We start from the raw sequence: 18,584 nt of genomic DNA on the forward strand, positions 1-18,584 counted from the left end.
AGGGAGGATTTTAATGATTAAATCGATGATGAAATTTCGAATTCTGTTCGTCTTTGCACTAATTTTTCAACTCGTAGCGATACCGTTACAATCATTAGCAAACGGTTCAACAGCTCTAACAGAAACGGATCAGGTAGATTACTTGGCATTAGGTGATTCGTTGGCGTACGGCATTAATTCAGACGGTCTACCCGGACAAGCATATTCGGATTTCCTAGCACTCACTATGCAATCTACGAATTCGTTAAAATCATTTAACAAAGGTTTTTCGGTTCCAGGCTATAAGACAACAGACGTTTTAAAAGACCTTCAGGAAAACGTGACGAAAGCAGTTCATGGTCAAGGAAATGATGGAGAAACTGCGGAGCTGTATGCATCAATTAAAGCAGCGGAAGTAATTACAATTAGTGTAGGAGCCAATGATGCGTTAGGCGGTATTGTATTCGATCCAGATACGGGTATTCCGGTTTTGGATACTGCCCAAGTTATGGCGAAAATTCAGCAAGTCGGAGTGAATTATCACCAAATTATGGCTGGCATTTATGCGCTTAACCCCGATGTCCAAGTATATGTAATGGGTTACTTTAATCCATTTCCACATCGCGCAGAGGCATTGCAGCCACAGTTTAAGCAATTGGTGGACGGATTAAATACTGCAATCCAAGCGGGAATTACTGGAACGAGCGCGGTATTTGTACCAACAGCCGAAAAAATTGCAGAAAACTATGATGCATACCTTCCAAACCCGGAAAACATTCATCTAAGTGAAGCTGGATATCAAGCAGTGGCGGGATTATTCGCTCGAGCACTATTAGGAAATAATCCAACACCACCAGCAATTTTTCCGGATATAGAAAATAATCGTTTCAAACAATTCATCGAACAGTCAGTAGCTCTTGGCCTTATAGCGGGACATTCTGATGGAACGTTTAAACCAGATGACGAGTTAAATCGTGTACAAGCCGCGGCAATAATTGTTCGTGCACTTAAGTTGAAATCAGATGTAGCGGCTCCGTTCCCAGATATAAGGAACTATTCAAAAGGCACACAAGCAGAAATTGCAGCCGCATATAAATTCGGTATTACAAAGGGAACGAGTGATGGAACGTTTAAGCCTTCGGAACCAGTAACACGGGCACAGTTAGCATTAATGATTAATCGGACGTATACAATTGTAACGGGACAACCGTATGTTGCAGCCGAAGTAGCCCCATTTTCCGATATTGGAAGTTATGATGCGGTAACCCAAAACGCGATTTCAATGTTGTTTGATTTTGAAATTGCGCATGGATCGGATGGAAAGTTTATGCCGGATGATTCAACGACACGTGGTCAAGCAGCAAAAATTTTCGTAACTACTACTTTAGTATTCCAACAGTTCCAATAAAGACAATTCGAACAATCTCACACTCCTTAATTAAGGGGTGAGATTGTTTTTTAGTGAAATTGACTACTTTCCTTAGGGGCAACTTGAAGAAGTTTATCATTCATAGATATTCATTCATAAGTGGTGGTAGTATAGATGAACTGTTATACTAGTTGAAATACAAAGTGTACATAGTAGGAGGTCAAGAGAATGGTATCGAAATATATTGATATTGCACTAATCATATTTATGGGTTATTTTGCTTATACTCGTTTTACCAATGAACAGTATGGTTTTGCGGCTATGTTTGCTGCATTATGTCTTCTGAACATCGTGACGGCTATTGTTAAACATAATAAACTGAAAGAGAATGCTCAAAAAAAATAGAGTCCCTATACGTTGAAATAAAGAATCCTACCAAGCCCGCTTGGCGCTAGGGGATGTCTCCCGCCATAAACCAATAGACGCCTTCGCTAGATTGGTGGTCACATCCATAAGTTCAGTATATGAATAACGTGAAAAACCCCGAACTTCTGTGAAAGAGGTTCGGTTTTTCTGGTTCCCTAAGCTTGCGATTCCTTATTTTTTCGAACGAGGTAAACGACGAATTCCGTAAATAAAGCAAGACCCAATCCAAATGATGTAATCATAAATAAGGACAATATTCCTATTAAGTCGCCTTGTCCATTTATATTTGTTAAAAAACTACGAAAGAACTCAAAGAATCCAAGTACTACAGCGACTAAAAAAATGGGGAATGCAATTCGAAGTTTGTAAAACAAAAGGGCTGCATTTGCAGTACCAATAATTAGACCAAAAATAGCAAATGCTATAATGTTCATAAGTTCAAGAGTTTCCCCCAATACATTACGCACACCTACACCCATTAAAATAAAAGTTAATAAACCTGTAATAGCTCCAAACTTTCCGTAATGTCTTTCCATTCGCTACACCTACTTTCTTTAGTTATCATAACGAACAAAAGGGCGGTTGTGCTACTAAAACCCTTTATATATATGTTGAATTAAAGATTCTAACCGGAAAAATCCAATGATGATTGCTTTACCGGGCCGTTGATTTCCGTTCCAAGCGGACGCTTTCTGCGGGCTTGGCTACAGTCTTCTCGCCGCAAGCTCCTGCGGGGCCTTCCGCTCAAGCTTTTCCCGCTGGAGTCGCCACTTTCCACTACAATCAACTAGGTAGCACATTCTTTAGTTCAACCCATATAGTAAAACGAATAGAATTTTATATTTCATCCTATTAGTAGAAAAAACATATTCGACAAGAGAAATATCCTAAGAAATAGCAAAAAGTGGTTTCTGAATAGATAGACATTAAAGCGGAACTTCCGTATACTTTTTCATAGTCTTCGAATGAAAAATAAAAGAAGACATGGGGGATTTATCATGAAAGAATTAGTTGGAAAACGAAACTTTAATCCGGGTATCGGATTGCTTGTCATTGGAATAATTCTTCTTGCATCGAACTTGCGGGCACCGATTACAGCTGTTGGAACGCTAATCAGTTCGATTCGAGATAGCTTTGAAATATCAAATACAGTAGCAGGTATATTAACAACACTTCCTTTACTCGCCTTTGCATTTATCTCACCGTTTGCTGCAAAATTATCTCGTCGATTCGGTATGGAGCATACGATTTTCATCTCATTATTCGTCTTGACACTTGGTATAGGACTGCGTTCCGTAAACTTGATTGAAACATTATTTGTTGGAACATTGTTAATTGGTTTAGCGATTGCCATTAGTAATGTACTCCTTCCTGCATTAATAAAGAAAAACTTTATCCATCGCATTGGTTTAATGACCGGCGTTTACGCCGTTTCAATGAATTTAAGTTCAGCCATTGCATCGGGGATAAGTGTTCCACTAGCTTCAATTTCTTGGTTGGGATGGCAAGGGGCTCTTGCTATTTTTGGCTTCTTAACAATTGCTGCAATTCTTCTGTGGATTCCACAACTCAGGCACGAACATAAATCGGTACATAGTAGTCAAGAACAAGAAAAAAAGTCTAGCCAATTATGGCGATCACCACTCGCTTGGAAAGTCACTTTTTTCATGGGGCTCCAATCGCTTATTTATTATTCGATTATTGCTTGGTTTCCTGAAATCCTTCGGCATCAAGGACTTACCGCTGCCGCATCGGGTTGGATGATTTCGCTTCTGCAATTTGCTGTCTTACCATTTACTTTTATCGTACCCATTATTGCAGGCAGATTAAAAGATCAACGCGTATTAGTTGCAATTACAGCTTCTTTATTTGCAATGGGGACTGCTGGATTGTTATTTGCAGATCCTTTTTTGATTCCTTTATGGATGATATTTATAGGGATTGCTTGTGGTTGCTCATTTAGTTTGGCGATGATGTTCTTTAGCTTGCGAACAACAAATTCTGATGAAGCGGCAGAGCTATCGGGCATGGCACAATCATTTGGTTATCTACTCGCGGCATTTGGTCCACTCCTATTCGGTTATTTACGAGATTCAACGGGCAATTGGACGATACCTTTAATTGCACTCGTAATTGTCTCTGTATTTCTTTTCATATTTGGGATGGGTGCCGGGAAAAAAGGGTATGTATCCTGAGTAAAATAGTTGTTCCATTTTCTATATTGACGTAGTATAATGAGTGAATTGTATTTTTTCGAAATGAGGATAACTAACTAATGAAGAAATCTATATATGGACTTACAATGGATCAGTTGACCGAATGGCTTTTGGAAAACGGACAAAAGAGATTTCGTGCGGAGCAAATTTGGAATTGGCTTTATAAAAAACGGGTGTCAAACTTCACGGATATGAAAAATATGAACAAAGATTGTATCGAGTTGCTGGAAGAAAGTTTTGTCATCCAGACGTTGGAACAGTCCGTTAAACAAGAGTCAGAAGATGGAACGATTAAGTTTTTGTTTAAAATGCAAGATGGCAATTTAATCGAAACGGTGTTAATGAAATTTCCTTATGGTTATTCGGTTTGTGTAACGACTCAAGTCGGTTGTAATATTGGCTGTAGTTTTTGCGCGAGCGGATTACTGAAGAAGAACCGTGATTTAACAAGTGGAGAAATTGTTGAACAAATTATGAAAGTACAACAGCATTTAGATCTAAAAGAATTGGACGAGCGAGTTAGCCATATCGTTGTTATGGGAATTGGCGAACCGTTTGATAATTATACGAACTTGATGGCTTTCTTACGCGTAGTAAACGATAACAAAGGTCTTGCGATTGGTGCAAGGCATATTACGGTCTCAACGAGTGGGCTGGCGCATAAAATAAATGAGTTTGCGGAAGAAAATATACAAATCAATTTGGCGGTATCATTACATGCCCCGAATGACGAACTACGGACACGTATTATGAAAATAAACAAAGCGTTCCCAATTGAAAAACTCATGGCATCGATCGATTATTATTTGGAAACGACGAACCGTCGCATTACATTTGAATATATTCTTCTAGACGATGTCAATGATCATGTAGAAGAAGCAAGACAGCTTGCGAAACTACTTCAAAACAAACGCCATTTGTCTTATGTGAATTTGATTCCTTATAATCCGGTTGATGAGCATGGTCAATATAGTAGGAGTAAACCAGAAGCCATTAAAGCATTTTATGAAACGTTAAAAGGCAAAGGGATTAACTGCGGAGTCCGTCATGAACAAGGAACGGATATTGACGCAGCTTGTGGCCAACTAAGAAGTAAACAAATTAAAAAAGAAAAAGCAATCTAAAACGATATGTATTTTATAAGAAACCCGATATAACTAGTTGTATAATGACTTGTTGTATCGGGTTTTTATACTTAAAAATGGAAAGGGTTGTGTAATTCCGATGAAAAAGTGGAAGTTTATAAGCATTTTGCTAGTCTTATTAGTTATACTCGCAGCGTGTTCGAAGAAAGACACGCCTGAAGATCGGCTTTCGACATACGTTGGGCTATGGAACAAGGCTGAGTTTACTAAAATGTATAAGGAATATGTAAGTGAAGCATCGAAAGAGGCATTCGGTTCGGAAGAATACATAGATCGGACGACTAAACTTTATACCGACTTGAATATTACAGACGTAGAAGTTACTTTTACGAAACCAGAAGAAACTAAGAAATATAAGGTTGATGAGCAACCTGAGTTTTCAGTTCATATAAAAATGAAAACAATTGCGGGACCGATTGAATTTGAAAAGAAAGTTGTTTTATCTTACGAAAAGAAAGATGAAGAAGAAAACTGGTTTGTTGAGTGGGATCCATCTTTCACTCTGCCAGACTTAACACAAAATGATAAAGTCGGCATTTCTAAATTATCTTCCCAACGTGGCGAAATGTATGATCGGAATGGACGACCATTAGCTATTAACGGTAGTGGTTACGAGGCAGGGATCGTACCAGAAAAGTTTAATGCAGATGCAGATGTCGAAAGACTTGCAGAAATACTTGGCACGACGCCAGACTTTATTACAAAGCAACTTGGTCAAAGTTGGGTTAAGCCAGAGCTCTTCGTTCCAATTAAACAAATTGCATCGACCCAAAGTGATATCATTGAAAAAATGATTGAAGTGCCTGGCGTTACTTATGCAGAAGTTGGAATGCGTGAATATCCATATGGACAATCACTTTCTCATCTAACGGGTTATATTGGTCGTATTAACGCCGATGAGTTAGAGAAAGTGAAAGACCAAGGCTATAAAGAAACAGACTATATAGGAAAACGTGGATTGGAACAACTTCTTGAAGAACGGTTTCGCGGAGAAGATGGAGTCCGAATATATATTGAGAAAACAGATTTAGGGGCAGAAAAAATTACGCTCGCTGAGAAAGCACCGTCTGACGGCGATTCAATCACTCTAACAATCGATGCAGAACTTCAGCAGAGAACGTTTAACGCGATGGGCGGAGAACCGGGAACAGCAGCTGCAATTGATCCACAAACAGGAGAAACACTTGTGCTGACGAGTTCACCGGCCTTTGATCCGAACGAATTCATGATTGGTGTCGGTACATCGCGGTACAATGAATTGGCTGAAAATCCGCTACAGCCGTTATTGAACCGATTTGCAGCGACATATGCCCCTGGATCAGCGATAAAGCCTGTGACAGCTGCAATCGGTTTGGAAGCAGGGACAATTGATCCGAATAAGGGCTATACGATTGAAGGAAAACGGTGGAAAAAAGACGAATCGTGGGGGAATTATGGTGTGACAAGGGTGTATACTCCACCGAACCCAATCGATTTACAAAAAGCAATTGCTTTTTCCGATAATATTTACTTTGCTATGGAAGCAATGAATATGGGGAAGGAAACGTTAATTGATGGTTTCAATAAATTCGGTTTTGGAGAAGACATTCCATTTAGTTATCCACTTCGAGCTTCACAAATATCGAATGATGGAACGATTGAATCAGAGGGACAACTTATAGATACATCTTTCGGACAAGGCCAAATGTTAATGAATATTGTCCACTTAGCCTCAAGTTATGGACCCATTATTAATGATGGCAAGATGGTTAAACCGGTTTTATTCGAAGAAGAGCCTAAAGGCGAAGTGTGGAAAGAGGGACTTATTTCACCCGAAAATGCAGCCATTCTTCAAGCGGATTTACGAGATGTTGTCACAAATGGCACGGGCAAAGATGCAAATAACTTAACTGTAAATGTTTCTGGAAAGACAGGGACTACGGAACTGAAATCTTCACAGGAAAAAGCCGGAAAAGAAAATGGCTTTTTCGTAGCTTACCAAACCGTGGAAACATCTTATATCATCGCAATGATGATCGAAAGTGTAGAAGATAACGGCGGAAGTGGCTACGTAGTGAAAAAAGTCGCGGAAGTCATGGGGCAATAAGCGACAGAACATCTGGGCACTACCCCGCATAGGATAGGTTGTTATCAACTATCAAGAAAGAGGTGGAGTTTTGCCCTATACAGATAATTATTCCAGGGACACATATGGAATTATTGATTTCTGGGTCCGCAATAACTTTGAGCACGGCGAATTTTTTGACAGGGAAATAAGTCACCACGAAATGGCATTAGCTCGGGCCAACCAACAGATGGTTGACCGCATGGGGACAATATTTGCAAAGACGGAATCCAAAACAGGAGATATCGGATTGATACTTGACGAAGCAAAAAGCTCTACACATGAATTCCACGATTTGCTCGTCCATACGATGGATAAGGCATTGCACTGTGAAGTTATTATCTCAACACCAACTTCCCTCCTCGACCACATGATACGAGAAGCGGAAGAAGCTCTAGTAGTCTTTAAACTAATAGAAACCGGGGCTTATATTTCTCCAGCGGACGCAACAATCCATGAAAATCACTTTTGGCTAAGGCAAATGTTAGACCATCTAATCTTCATTAGCCATTATGTAGATGCCTCCAATTATGAGCTTCATGACCAGGTAAGAGCGATGACAAGAAAATTTGAGAACTTGTTTCTTCAGGCAATTTCACTTAAAACAATAATACGCCGACCCCGTAATGAGATATCGCCAGTATTAAATACGTTTAACCAAATGGTGATTAAAGAAGCGAAAGCATTGGAAGCCTTTAAATTGGAATTAAGTGAGCTTATCAAAGCTTGTGCTGCGGTTACAACGGCACCACCGAATTTGTTGGAGCACATTGCAAGAGAAGCCCATCACTTATGGAAGAACCTAGAAGACGAAGTTGTGAATTAAGAAATATAAAAAACGCTAACCTTTTCAACGGGTTAGCGTTTTTGTATGTCTTTAATCATTTCTTCAACATAAGAATTATCGATGTAATTGTATTCATTCACAAATGTCCCATTTCTATCGATTAAGTAAAAGTTTGTTCCGTGGATTACCTGATTGGATGACGATGGTTTTTGTACCATTGTTTGAAACTGTTCTCTTGCAAATGTTTCAATTGTCTCTTGGGAATACCCGGTAAGTGTATGCCAGTTTGAATCGTCGTCAGTAAAGTTCTGTAAATACTCGTTTAGAACATCGGGTGAGTCTACGGATGGATCGACAGTGAATGAAACGAATTGTGCATCGATCTCTTTTTCATGAAATTGTTCTTGCAACTTGGCCATTTCTATTGTCATTGGTGGACAGACTGTTGTACAGTTTGTGAAAATGAAATTGGTGACCCAAATAGTTCCAGTTAAATTATCTGTTCCGAAAGGTTGTCCATGCTGGTCTGTGAATGTGAAAGGTACAATTGTTTTTTCTTGTTGTGGGTGTGAGCCGCATGCTGAAAGAAAAAGTAAACTAAGTATTAGTAGCCAATGTGATTTTCTCATAATGCACCTCATTTTTCTAATCGGATAACAATCCTGGTAATCGAATTGTTACTTTTGTACCTGTAAGACGATCGCTTGTTAATGAAAACGTTCCGTCATGTAATTTTACAATTTCTTTTACTATGGAAAGACCTAGCCCAGTACCACCGGTTGTTCGATTTCGTGCTTTATCTGTACGAAAGAAGCGTTCACCAATGCGGTCAATATCGTCTTGGTGAATAGAAAGCCCTTCATTCACGACTTTGAACTCCACATACGCACTAGTTCTTTTTAACTCAATAGACATCTTGCTTCCCGCGCTCGAATATTTAATGGCATTGTCAATGACATTGTAAAAAACTTGTTCAAGACGTTGTGGATCTCCAGTTATAATAAGATCTTCTTCTATTGTCAACTTAGGATTAAGTTCTTTTTTATCAAGATGAATGGTAAACAAATCAATTGTATCGAATAATAATTGTGCGATTGCGATAGGTTGATGGTCAATTACATAAAGGTTTTCTTCAAGATGATTTAATTCGATCAAATCATTGATAAGTTTATTAAGTCGTTCGGTTTCTTTTTCAATTGTTGTTATATAATTCGTAGCATCATCAGAGGACATATCATTTAGTTGTTTCAATGCTTGTGTATAGCCACTAATGTACGTAAGGGGTGTTCGTAACTCATGAACGAGATTAGAAGTAAACTCCTTTTTACGCTCTTCCTGCTGTTCCAATGATTTGCTCATTTTGTTGAATGCCTCGGTTACTTGTCCAATTTCATCGTTATGATCGGCCTTTAGTCGATTTGAATAATTGCCACGTGACACTTCAAATGAGTGTTGCTGGAGATCTTTAAGTGGCTTGAATAATGCTTTCCAAAGTCGGTTGGCAACTAAAAATATAATGAGGAAAAATAGTGTCCCAACGACAATAAGGATTGGAATACTTTCCTTAAATACGTCTTGAATTGCAGCAAGAGGCACATAAATGTAAATGAAGCCGATTAGGCCTTGCTCGCCTTTAATTGGAAAGATTGCGCCTAGGATTTCACGATCCAACTCTTCCACAAATCCTTCTTTCATAATATATTGCCCATTTTCTAAATCTGCACGATCATTTGCAGCGATAAGCGTTTCCATATTAATTTTATAAGGGAAATAAGAAGAAAGTTGTTCCAAATCATCAACAACGATGATTTCGTACTCCGAGACAATGTTATACCATTGAATTTTTTCGATAATCTCGTCGCTTAGTTCGCCGTAATGATAATGGGAAGCTGTTCGCTGTCCTTGATAAATAACGGATTCTTTCATACTCGATAAATACAACTCTGAGTATAAAAAATGAAGGAAGAAAAAAGAGAAAAGAATTGTAAATCCAATGCTAGAAAGAAGGAGTAATAAAATCTTTTTACTTAAAGTAAGTTTTAATTTTTTCATAATTACACCTCGAATCGATAGCCGACACCCCAAATTGTTTCAATTGAATCTCCGTGTTGTCCCAATTTCAGCCGCAATGTTTTAATATGTGTGTCGACCGTGCGCTCGCTGCTTTTATGTTCTTCCCCCCAGACACTTCTGAGTAGTTGTTCCCGGGAAAAAACACGACCTCTGTTTTGTGCAAGTATATCAAGAAGACCAAATTCTTTTAATGTTAAGGAAAGAACTGTTCCGTTTATACTTGCTTTATGAGCATCCCGGTCGATTGTCAACGGCCCAATTTGTAATATGTCAACGGATTTTCCGGTTTGGTACGTTCGTCGTAATACGGACTCTACTCTTGCTAGTAATTCAGCGGGGAGAAATGGTTTGACGATATAGTCATCGCCCCCAAGTTTAAGCCCATGAACTTTATCCCATTCTTCTCCTTTAGCAGACAAGAAAATAAGAGGGATATCATGTGATTTCTTGACTTCTTTGGCGAATGTAAATCCGTCCATATAAGGCATCATGACATCAACAATTAAAAGGTCCGGAGGCATTTTATTAATTAATGATAGCGCGTGTATACCATCAGTTGCTTCGATGACGGTATATCCATCCGTTTCTAGAAAAGTCCTGACAAGTTCTCTCATTTGATGTTCATCGTCTATAATCATCACTGTAAATCGACTCATGGCAATACCTCGTTTCTTCTTAACATAGCTTATATATTATCGCTTACAGATAAGAAATTTATGTGAAACGATTCTACTTCATAAATAGTTCTTAATCGTTTGTTATAATCATACTGAACTTAAGGGTATTGGTTAAGTAATAAGAATCTGGAGGAATCGAAATGAAAAGAAAGTTTTTAATGTTTTTATTTATACTTGTACTTGGAGTAATGGCAGCATGCAGTAAAGATGAAGAAAAAGTTGAGGAAGAAGATGTAGTCATCTTACCGATTGCAGTAGAATTAACAGTACCTGAGGCGGCCGACGTTAGTGAAACAATAAAAATGGAGTCGCTTGTTACACAAGGCGAAGAAAAAGTTGAGGATGCGTCACTCGTGGAATTTGAAATATGGGAAGAAGGCAAAAAAACAGAAAGCATAATGGTGGATTCAATCAACGAAAAAGAGGGAATCTATTCTGCTGAAACTACATTTGATCACGATGGGCTATTCCATATTCAAGTGCATGTGACGGCAAGAAATATGCATACAATGCCAACAAAGACGGTTACAGTCGGTAATGGTGGAGATTACGAAGAAGTCGAGGGTCATGATCATAAGACAGAAGGATTTTCTATGGACTTCGTTGAACTAGATGTTGTGAAAGTGAATGACGAAGCAGAACTCATTGTACATTTGCAACTTGACGGCAATCCGTTGGAAAATGTAAAAGTGCGTTACGAAATTTGGACGGAAAGCGATTCAGATAACCGTGATTGGGTGAATGCTGAAGAATCCCCCTCGGGCGAATATAAAGCTGTGCATGTGTTTGCCAAAGATGAGACATTTCATATTGTGATTCACGTGGAAGACGATGCTGAATTGCATGAGCATGAAGAACACTTGATTGAAGTCGTAAAATAAGGAAACCAAAAGGAACTTTCTCGATGTGTGATTGAGAAGGTTCCTTTTGTGTTTAACGGGCATAGCTCGAAAAGTCAATTCATCATTTCATAGATGCCTATAATTATCAGCAAAAGTCCCGCAATGGTATTTAAGTATCTTCCCAGAACTGTGTGTCCGATTTTATTGCCCACTATTATTCCAAGTGAAATGGAAATAACGGAAAATATACCAATTGAGAGTGAAGTGAAAAGTGGAGGGACTCCAGTGACTCCAGCACCGAAACCAATCGTTAAGCAGTTTAATGCAAGTATGAAGCCTAAAAAAATAGATTCTTTCCAAGTAATTGATTTTATTTTCTCTATTCCTGGAGATATAGGGCGGCAGGAAGTTTGTTTTTGGGGTAAGTCCCCTTTTGTGAAAACAGGAGAAGTGGCTATACACCATACACCAAGTCCGATAATAAGGGAGCCACCTATAAAGTTGGCGATAGACTGTGAGAAATAATCGGATAAATAGCTTCCTGCGGTTATGGAAAAAAACGCACATAGCATAGAGATAAAGGAAATTAGCAAATTGGATAGGAGTGGAATCCGATTTGATTTCAGTCCAAAGGAAACACTAATACCTAAATTATCGATGTTGGCCGCAACACCTATTAACAATATGGTTAACCATTGCATGTCTATTTCCTCCTGCAATCGTTTGTCAATCATCTATATATATGAACGGAGAGGAACCCGAGTGTAGGCGTAAGGGAAATTAAAAGAAAGATAAATACGACCTATATCTAAAAAAATATAGTATTTCGTTTAGTAATGTGATATAAATATGGTGTTACGCCTAATTCGCACTAAACCTGTTGGAATAGTATATTTGTTAAAAGGAGTGTTGAAATGGGACGTGAATTTGTCGATATTTTTGATGAATGGATTGATTCATACGAAACATCTGTGGCGGGAGAAGAACCGGAATATCGAGATGTGTTTGAAGGTTATGGGGATATCTTATTGCAAGTGGCGACATCTGCTTATGGAGCAGTTCTCGAATTTGGAACAGGCACTGGAAACCTAACTGAAAAGTTGTTAGAACAGGGACACGATGTTACTGGAATCGAACCGAATAACAAGATGCGCCAAATGACGGCTAATCGTTTTCCGTCTATTAAAGTAATAGACGGTGATTTATTAGATTTTGAATTAGACGGAGTCCAAATTGATTCGATAGTGAGCACATACGTATTTCACCATTTAACAGATAAGGAAAAAGGAGTTGCGCTGAAGCGATATGCGGGAATTTTACCCGCGCACGGAAAGATTATCTTTGCGGATACCTTATTTGCTACGGAAGAAGCAAAAAGAGCGCAAATCAAGAAAGAACGTGCAAGGGGTTATCACAATGTCGCAGATGATTTGGAACGAGAATATTATACAACGGTATCCGCACTTATGAATTTATTTATAAAAGCGGGATTTGAAGTTACCTTTAAGCAACTTAATGATTATGTTTGGCTCATGGACGCAACTAAACAATAGGGGAGAGATATAAATGGAGAAAATGAACGTCGAAAGCTTTAACTTAGATCATACAAAAGTAGCCGCACCATATGTGCGTTTAGCAGGTACTAAAAAAGGATCATTCGGTGATGAAGTGTACAAATATGATCTCCGTTTTACACAACCGAATAAAGAGTTTATGAAAATGCCGGCCTTGCATTCAATTGAGCATCTAATGGCGGAAAATATTCGAAATCATTCGGATCAAATTGTAGATATTAGCCCAATGGGTTGCCAAACGGGGTTTTATTTATCTCTTATAAATCATGATGATTATGATGAAGTACTTAGCATTTTAGAAAAAACATTGGAAGACGTGGTTGTGGCAACCGAGGTGCCGGCATGCAACGAAGTACAATGTGGGTGGGCTGCAAGCCACAGTTTAGAAGGTGCAAAGGAACTTGCGAAAAATATGCTTTCGAAAAAAGCTGAATGGCGCCAAGTATATGCTAAGGAAGCGTAATGAATGTGTTCGGCAATGTACAAGAATTAGTTGGAAACACGCCCGTTGTTGCAATTAGCCATATTCGGACTCCAAGCAATTGTCGTATTTCTTGCGAAACTCGAGTATCTAAACTTGGGCGGGGGAATAAGGAAGATAATTCGTAGAGCAAGCCAATCCATGGTTTGCTCTTTTCGCATAGGAGCAACAAACACATATAAGTCACTAAAAAAGGTATAATGGATAAATAAGCACTTCAAAAAGGAGTGGATTTGAATGGCGGAACATTATTTCCATTTAAAAGCAGAGTGGCCCGGTTTACGAAATGATGTTGGAACAATTAAGTCAGGAAATTTAAAAACAGAAGTATCAATCCCGCCTGAAATGGACGGGCCTGGGGTAGGAACGAATCCAGATGAAATGCTTCTGGGAGCCGCTGCTACTTGTTATATCATTACATTGGCCGCAATCATGGAACGAAGTGGACTCGAAAAAGAAGCACTCACGATGGAGTCTGTTGGTATTGTTGATGTAACAAAAGGCATCATTACATATAAACGTATTATTCATAAGCCCATGATAGTATTGAAGTCTTCTGCAACTAGAAGGGATATAGGGCTTGCACAACGACTAGCTGAGAAAGCAGAGTCAACGTGTATGATTAGCCGTGCGATTCAAGGTAATGTTAAAGTGGAATTAGAAGTGACAGTCGAAATAGGGAAAAATAAAAATGAATTAGTCTAATCTAATGAATAAATATACAGTTGTATTTATAATTAGTCACAAATGACTTTCTTTTTCCTTTCCTTTATAGTAAAATACTACTTATGAGATAAACGGATATAATAATAAATACACCATATATAGGGGAAATGCAAAATGAAGAAAAAGCGTATCGTTGTAAAAATTGGGAGCAGTTCATTAACAAATGCTCAAGGTGAAATTGATCAAGTAATGTTTGATGATCATATACATGCCGTAGCGGCTCTTCGCGAGGCTGGGCATGAAGTATTGTTAGTTTCTTCGGGTGCAGTTGCAGCGGGTTTTGCGAAATTGGGATACGGCTCAAGACCGATTACATTAAAAGGTCGGCAAGCGGCGGCGGCAGTTGGGCAAGGTTTACTTATACAATCTTACATTGATAAGTTCAGCGAGTTTTCCATTATGCCTGCACAAATTTTGTTGACTCGAGACGATTTTACGAACCGAGAACGATACAGAAATGCGTATGCAACAATTATGGAACTATTGGAACGCAGAATGTTACCCATTATTAATGAGAATGACACGGTATCTGTGAGAGAATTGACTTTTGGAGATAATGATATGTTGTCATCATTGGTTAGTGGATTTATACGTGCGGATCAGCTCATTATTTTAACAGATATCAATGGACTTTATGATGCAAATCCCCGTGATAATCCAAATGCAAAAAAGTTTGATTATCTTGAAGAGATTACGGATGAGATGTTAGGATTTACAAAAGGGACGGGTTCAAAGGTTGGAACTGGCGGCATGAAATCGAAATTATTGGCAGCGAAAACCGCTTTATCTGTAGGCGTACCTGTCTTCATCGGGCGCGGAAGCGGTACAAATAAGTTGATTGAAATTTTGGAAGGTAACGGTGACGGCACATATATTTCCAATAAAACCCGAAATAATATTAATATCAGTCAACAATGGATTGCGATGCATTCAGAGTCATCGGGGAAAATTTACGTCGATCAAGGTGCCGAAGAGGCTATCCTATTTAATAGCAAAAATTTATTGCCAGCGGGTATTTTTAAAGTCCAAGGCAGCTTTCAAAAAGGTGATGTTGTTGAGGTTTTTGGTATGAATGGGTTGATTGGAAAAGGTGAAGTAACGTATTCTTCGACCGACCTAGCCGACGTCATAGGAAAACGTAGTGAAGAACGTGGAAGGCGAGCAGGGGCAACCCAAGTCGAGGTCATTCATCGGGACAAATGGGTAAGAATATAATGAAAAAATATATGTGAAATTCATCGAAGGTGCCTTAGAGATAGGAAAAAAGGGAGGAAATATAGATGGGTAATGTAGATACAATAAGTGAAGTTCAACTTAAAGGTCGGAAAGCAAAAGTAGTAAGTTCCCAATTAGTTACGATTACAACGAAAGAAAAAAATGATGCACTTATTCTAATTGCAGAACAATTACTATTAGACGAAACGTATATTTTAAGTGAAAATAAAAAGGATCTTCAAGCAGGAAAAGAAAATGGGCTGACAGACGAAGTACTTGACCGTATTATGCTAAATGACAAGCGAATTCAAGACATGTCTGATGCCATACAATTATTAGTTCAACTAAAAGATCCAGTTGGGGAAACGATTGAATCGATTACGAAAGAAAATGGATTGGTCATTAATAAAAAACGTGTTCCACTGGGCGTTATCGGCATGATTTATGAAGCACGTCCAAACGTAACAATTGATGCAGCAACGCTTTCTTTGAAAACGGGGAATGCTGCCATTTTAAGAGGAAGTTCTTCGGCTAAATATTCAAACCAAGCGCTTATTGAATCGATTCATAAAGCACTTGAAAAGAGCACAATTCCAGTCGACGCGGTACAGCTTATTGAAGATACGAGTAGAGAAACGGCAAAGGAATTATTTACACTAAAAGAATATTTAGATGTACTGATTCCGCGTGGTGGTAAGAATTTAATTGACACAGTTGTTCGTGAGTCAACGGTGCCTGTATTAGAAACGGGAGCTGGGAACTGTCATGTATTCATCGATGAAACAGCGGAGCTGGAAATGGCTACTCAAATTGTGTTGAATGCTAAATTACAACGCCCGTCTGTCTGTAATGCAATTGAATCGATTGTTGTCGATGAAAAATGGTTCACAAAACATGGAAAAGAACTTATTTCTGTCCTTCAGAAAAATGCTGTTGACGTTTTCGGCGACGAAACGGTAAGTGCGGCGTCTGATTACGTAAAACTAGCTACTGAAGAAGCTTGGTCTACAGAGTATTTAGGATTAGCTGTCAGTGTAAAAGTAGTGAAGAGTGTAGATGAGGCAGTCGCTCATATTAATAAATATGGGACGAAGCATTCGGAGTCTATTGTAACGAATGATGATAACAATGCAGCAATATTTTTAAGTAAAGTAGACGCGGCAGCAGTATATCATAATGCCTCAACTCGTTTTACAGATGGATTTGAATTTGGGTACGGTGCAGAAATCGGCATTAGTACCCAAAAACTTCATGCAAGAGGACCTATGGGATTAGAAGCACTGACATCTAGTAAATTTGTTATTCAAGGAAACGGACAAATTCGCCAATAAAATAGTACAGTATATAAAAATGCCAAACCGATTGCCATTCGGTTTGGCGTTTTTTTGTTTTTTGAAACTTATAAAATAAATTTTTGAAAACTTTACGTGAATTTAACTTTCAACTTGTAATTGGTTCAATCATGTTGGTCTATCAAATGGATATGAATTTGAAACGATTGAGCTTGGTGCAGAAACTTTTGCATTACAAGGAAATAAAGGTGGAACTAAATTGTACTATTAGTTTACGGGTGAAGATGGTGAGTATACACTTTTAGTTTTGTATATGGAGAAATAATAAAACTTTTTTGATTTAATCGAAGTAATGTGATAAATTGAAATCAGTACGTATAAAAAAACTCTTCGGGGCAAGGTGAAATTCCTTACCGACGGTGATCGAGCGATTGCTCGTAAGTCCGTGACCCGTTCTTTCTTTTTGAAAGACGGTGGAGCTGGTGAAATTCCAGGACCGACAGTTATAGTCTGGATGGGAGAAGTTGTTTAGTTATACGTACTATGTTCGGTCCACTCTGTCTTTTCGTTTGTTGAAAGGAGGAATGGCCATGACTCATGAATATTATATGAAAATTGCTCTTGATTTGGCGCGTAGTGCAGAAGGTCAAACGTCACCGAATCCACTAGTCGGTGCGGTTTGTGTAAAAGATGGCCAGATTATCGGAACAGGTGCGCACTTAAAAGCGGGGACTCCTCATGCTGAAGTGCATGCATTGACGATGGCAGGCTCAGAAGCGAAAGGTGCAGACCTTTACGTCACACTCGAACCTTGCGCTCATACAGGTAAAACAGCACCTTGTACGGAACTTGTGATCTCCACAGGAATCCGCCGTGTTTTTATCGCGTCTATTGATCCGTTCCCAGCCGTTAATGGCAAAGGAATAGAGCTTCTTAAAGCTGCTGGAATTGAAGTTTTTACCGGCATTTTAAAAGAAGAGGCAGAGCAGTTAAACCGAGCATTTTTTCATTTTATTAAACACGGTAAACCATACGTCACCTTGAAAGCCGCCTCAACACTTGACGGTAGACTTTCAACGCAGACTGGGGACAGCAAATGGATTACATCAGTTGCATCAAGAACCGATGTCCATCACCTCCGCCATACCCATGACGCAATTTTGGTCGGCGTACAAACCGTACTTCAAGATAACCCTTTCCTAACCACCCGATTGCCCCTTGGTGGAAAGAATCCAATTCGTATTATTTTAGACAGGCGTCTCCGGACACCTAAAACAGCTAACGTCATTACAGACGGTGCTGTAGAAACAATCATTTTCACACTCGATTCCGCAAAAAAAGAACCGGTTTTTTCAGAATATCCACTTGTTACAATTGAGTCGATTTCTGAAGAAGTAGATTTTTTAGAAGAAGTATTACGTCGCCTAGCAACTAAAGGAATTATGACGTTATTTGTTGAAGGCGGCAGCCAAGTTCATTCTAGCTTCATTAACGAAGGCCTAGCAGATGAACTGTATTTGTATATGGCTCCCAAACTAATTGGCAATGGTACGTCTTTATTTATGGATACTCAACGGAACAATATGGAAGAAAGTGAATTACTTCGTATTATAGATATACAGAAATTCGGTGAAGATATTCGATTACATGCCGAGTTTATAAAGGAGGAGTAATTTAA

General features: G+C 38.8%; 18 protein-coding genes and 1 riboswitch. Of the genes, 13 read left to right on the plus strand and 5 right to left on the minus strand.

Features of this window, described 5'->3' with window-relative positions; genetic code table 11:
• The first annotated feature begins 13 nt into the window (after positions 1-13).
• Both KSU66_RS05040 and KSU66_RS05045 read left to right on the plus strand, forming a co-directional pair.
• The gene (locus KSU66_RS05040; RefSeq protein WP_269050327.1) at positions 14-1,387 is read left to right on the plus strand and encodes an S-layer homology domain-containing protein; all 1,374 of its coding nucleotides are present in this window, start codon (positions 14-16) and stop codon (positions 1,385-1,387) included.
• A gap of 189 nt (positions 1,388-1,576) precedes the next feature.
• Positions 1,577-1,753: a hypothetical protein gene (locus KSU66_RS05045; RefSeq protein WP_269050328.1), complete on the plus strand. Its 177-nt coding sequence runs from the start codon at positions 1,577-1,579 to the stop codon at positions 1,751-1,753.
• 176 nt (positions 1,754-1,929) lie between these two features.
• Here KSU66_RS05045 and KSU66_RS05050 read toward each other — a convergent pair whose 3' ends face one another.
• Positions 1,930-2,310 carry a hypothetical protein gene (locus KSU66_RS05050; protein WP_269050329.1) on the minus strand — a complete coding sequence of 127 codons (381 nt, stop codon included), beginning with the start codon at positions 2,308-2,310 and terminating at the stop codon, positions 1,930-1,932.
• 462 nt (positions 2,311-2,772) lie between these two features.
• Between KSU66_RS05050 and KSU66_RS05055 the strand changes: the two genes are divergently transcribed.
• The 4 genes from KSU66_RS05055 (at position 2,773) to KSU66_RS05070 (ending at position 8,065) form a co-directional block, all read left to right on the plus strand.
• Complete coding sequence (locus tag KSU66_RS05055) at positions 2,773-3,969, plus strand: CynX/NimT family MFS transporter (RefSeq protein WP_269050330.1); 1,197 nt, start codon at positions 2,773-2,775, stop codon at positions 3,967-3,969.
• Between the two features lie 80 nt (positions 3,970-4,049).
• Entirely contained in the window at positions 4,050-5,114 is a 1,065-nt protein-coding gene (rlmN, locus tag KSU66_RS05060; protein WP_269050331.1) for a 23S rRNA (adenine(2503)-C(2))-methyltransferase RlmN, read from the plus strand.
• 100 nt (positions 5,115-5,214) lie between these two features.
• A complete protein-coding gene (locus KSU66_RS05065) occupies positions 5,215-7,221 on the plus strand; it encodes a penicillin-binding transpeptidase domain-containing protein (RefSeq protein ID WP_269050332.1) in 2,007 nt (668 codons plus the stop codon).
• A 70-nt stretch (positions 7,222-7,291) separates the two neighbouring features.
• Entirely contained in the window at positions 7,292-8,065 is a 774-nt protein-coding gene (locus KSU66_RS05070) for a DUF2935 domain-containing protein (RefSeq protein ID WP_269050333.1), read from the plus strand.
• Positions 8,066-8,097: 32 nt separating this feature from the next.
• Here KSU66_RS05070 and KSU66_RS05075 read toward each other — a convergent pair whose 3' ends face one another.
• Genes KSU66_RS05075 through KSU66_RS05085 form a run of 3 tightly spaced genes read right to left on the minus strand, consistent with a single transcriptional unit; the run spans position 8,098 to position 10,755 of the window.
• A complete protein-coding gene (locus tag KSU66_RS05075; RefSeq protein WP_269050334.1) occupies positions 8,098-8,655 on the minus strand; it encodes an SCO family protein in 558 nt (185 codons plus the stop codon).
• A 16-nt stretch (positions 8,656-8,671) separates the two neighbouring features.
• Positions 8,672-10,078 (minus strand): sensor histidine kinase, encoded by a 1,407-nt coding sequence (locus KSU66_RS05080; protein WP_269050335.1) that lies wholly within the window; start codon positions 10,076-10,078, stop codon positions 8,672-8,674.
• Between the two features lie 2 nt (positions 10,079-10,080).
• Entirely contained in the window at positions 10,081-10,755 is a 675-nt protein-coding gene (locus KSU66_RS05085) for a response regulator transcription factor (protein ID WP_269050336.1), read from the minus strand.
• Positions 10,756-10,916: 161 nt separating this feature from the next.
• Between KSU66_RS05085 and KSU66_RS05090 the strand changes: the two genes are divergently transcribed.
• Complete coding sequence (locus KSU66_RS05090) at positions 10,917-11,657, plus strand: FixH family protein (protein WP_269050337.1); 741 nt, start codon at positions 10,917-10,919, stop codon at positions 11,655-11,657.
• 74 nt (positions 11,658-11,731) lie between these two features.
• Here KSU66_RS05090 and KSU66_RS05095 read toward each other — a convergent pair whose 3' ends face one another.
• Positions 11,732-12,319, minus strand: coding sequence for a manganese efflux pump MntP (locus tag KSU66_RS05095; RefSeq protein ID WP_269050338.1), 588 nt, complete (start codon positions 12,317-12,319; stop codon positions 11,732-11,734).
• A 213-nt stretch (positions 12,320-12,532) separates the two neighbouring features.
• On the opposite strand from KSU66_RS05095, the gene KSU66_RS05100 reads away from it, so the two are divergent.
• The 6 genes from KSU66_RS05100 to ribD all read left to right on the plus strand — a co-directional run bounded on the left by KSU66_RS05100 (position 12,533) and on the right by ribD (position 18,579).
• Positions 12,533-13,171 (plus strand): class I SAM-dependent methyltransferase, encoded by a 639-nt coding sequence (locus KSU66_RS05100; protein ID WP_269050339.1) that lies wholly within the window; start codon positions 12,533-12,535, stop codon positions 13,169-13,171.
• Between the two features lie 13 nt (positions 13,172-13,184).
• Entirely contained in the window at positions 13,185-13,655 is a 471-nt protein-coding gene (locus KSU66_RS05105; RefSeq protein ID WP_269050340.1) for an S-ribosylhomocysteine lyase, read from the plus strand.
• A gap of 255 nt (positions 13,656-13,910) precedes the next feature.
• The gene (locus KSU66_RS05110) at positions 13,911-14,378 is read left to right on the plus strand and encodes an OsmC family protein (RefSeq protein ID WP_269050341.1); all 468 of its coding nucleotides are present in this window, start codon (positions 13,911-13,913) and stop codon (positions 14,376-14,378) included.
• 135 nt (positions 14,379-14,513) lie between these two features.
• Positions 14,514-15,614 carry a glutamate 5-kinase gene (proB, locus tag KSU66_RS05115; RefSeq protein ID WP_269050342.1) on the plus strand — a complete coding sequence of 367 codons (1,101 nt, stop codon included), beginning with the start codon at positions 14,514-14,516 and terminating at the stop codon, positions 15,612-15,614.
• An 83-nt stretch (positions 15,615-15,697) separates the two neighbouring features.
• Positions 15,698-16,945, plus strand: coding sequence for a glutamate-5-semialdehyde dehydrogenase (locus KSU66_RS05120; protein WP_269050564.1), 1,248 nt, complete (start codon positions 15,698-15,700; stop codon positions 16,943-16,945).
• Positions 16,946-17,288: 343 nt separating this feature from the next.
• Positions 17,289-17,436: riboswitch (FMN riboswitch) on the plus strand.
• Positions 17,437-17,496: 60 nt separating this feature from the next.
• Positions 17,497-18,579 (plus strand): bifunctional diaminohydroxyphosphoribosylaminopyrimidine deaminase/5-amino-6-(5-phosphoribosylamino)uracil reductase RibD, encoded by a 1,083-nt coding sequence (ribD, locus tag KSU66_RS05125; RefSeq protein WP_269050343.1) that lies wholly within the window; start codon positions 17,497-17,499, stop codon positions 18,577-18,579.
• Positions 18,580-18,584: the final 5 nt, after the last annotated feature.

The organism is Sporosarcina sp. G11-34, assembly GCF_026931025.1.

Coding starts and splice junctions, on each gene's coding strand:
- KSU66_RS05110 (WP_269050341.1), top strand. CDS start 13,911: ATGGCGGAACATTATTTCCATTTAAAAGCAGAGTGGCCCGGTTTACGA.
- KSU66_RS05075 (WP_269050334.1), bottom strand. CDS start 8,655: ATGAGAAAATCACATTGGCTACTAATACTTAGTTTACTTTTTCTTTCA.
- KSU66_RS05080 (WP_269050335.1), bottom strand. CDS start 10,078: ATGAAAAAATTAAAACTTACTTTAAGTAAAAAGATTTTATTACTCCTT.
- KSU66_RS05055 (WP_269050330.1), top strand. CDS start 2,773: ATGAAAGAATTAGTTGGAAAACGAAACTTTAATCCGGGTATCGGATTG.
- rlmN (WP_269050331.1), top strand. CDS start 4,050: ATGAAGAAATCTATATATGGACTTACAATGGATCAGTTGACCGAATGG.
- KSU66_RS05045 (WP_269050328.1), top strand. CDS start 1,577: ATGGTATCGAAATATATTGATATTGCACTAATCATATTTATGGGTTAT.
- KSU66_RS05100 (WP_269050339.1), top strand. CDS start 12,533: ATGGGACGTGAATTTGTCGATATTTTTGATGAATGGATTGATTCATAC.
- ribD (WP_269050343.1), top strand. CDS start 17,497: ATGACTCATGAATATTATATGAAAATTGCTCTTGATTTGGCGCGTAGT.
- KSU66_RS05085 (WP_269050336.1), bottom strand. CDS start 10,755: ATGAGTCGATTTACAGTGATGATTATAGACGATGAACATCAAATGAGA.
- KSU66_RS05065 (WP_269050332.1), top strand. CDS start 5,215: ATGAAAAAGTGGAAGTTTATAAGCATTTTGCTAGTCTTATTAGTTATA.
- KSU66_RS05105 (WP_269050340.1), top strand. CDS start 13,185: ATGGAGAAAATGAACGTCGAAAGCTTTAACTTAGATCATACAAAAGTA.
- KSU66_RS05040 (WP_269050327.1), top strand. CDS start 14: ATGATTAAATCGATGATGAAATTTCGAATTCTGTTCGTCTTTGCACTA.
- KSU66_RS05050 (WP_269050329.1), bottom strand. CDS start 2,310: ATGGAAAGACATTACGGAAAGTTTGGAGCTATTACAGGTTTATTAACT.
- KSU66_RS05095 (WP_269050338.1), bottom strand. CDS start 12,319: ATGCAATGGTTAACCATATTGTTAATAGGTGTTGCGGCCAACATCGAT.
- proB (WP_269050342.1), top strand. CDS start 14,514: ATGAAGAAAAAGCGTATCGTTGTAAAAATTGGGAGCAGTTCATTAACA.
- KSU66_RS05090 (WP_269050337.1), top strand. CDS start 10,917: ATGAAAAGAAAGTTTTTAATGTTTTTATTTATACTTGTACTTGGAGTA.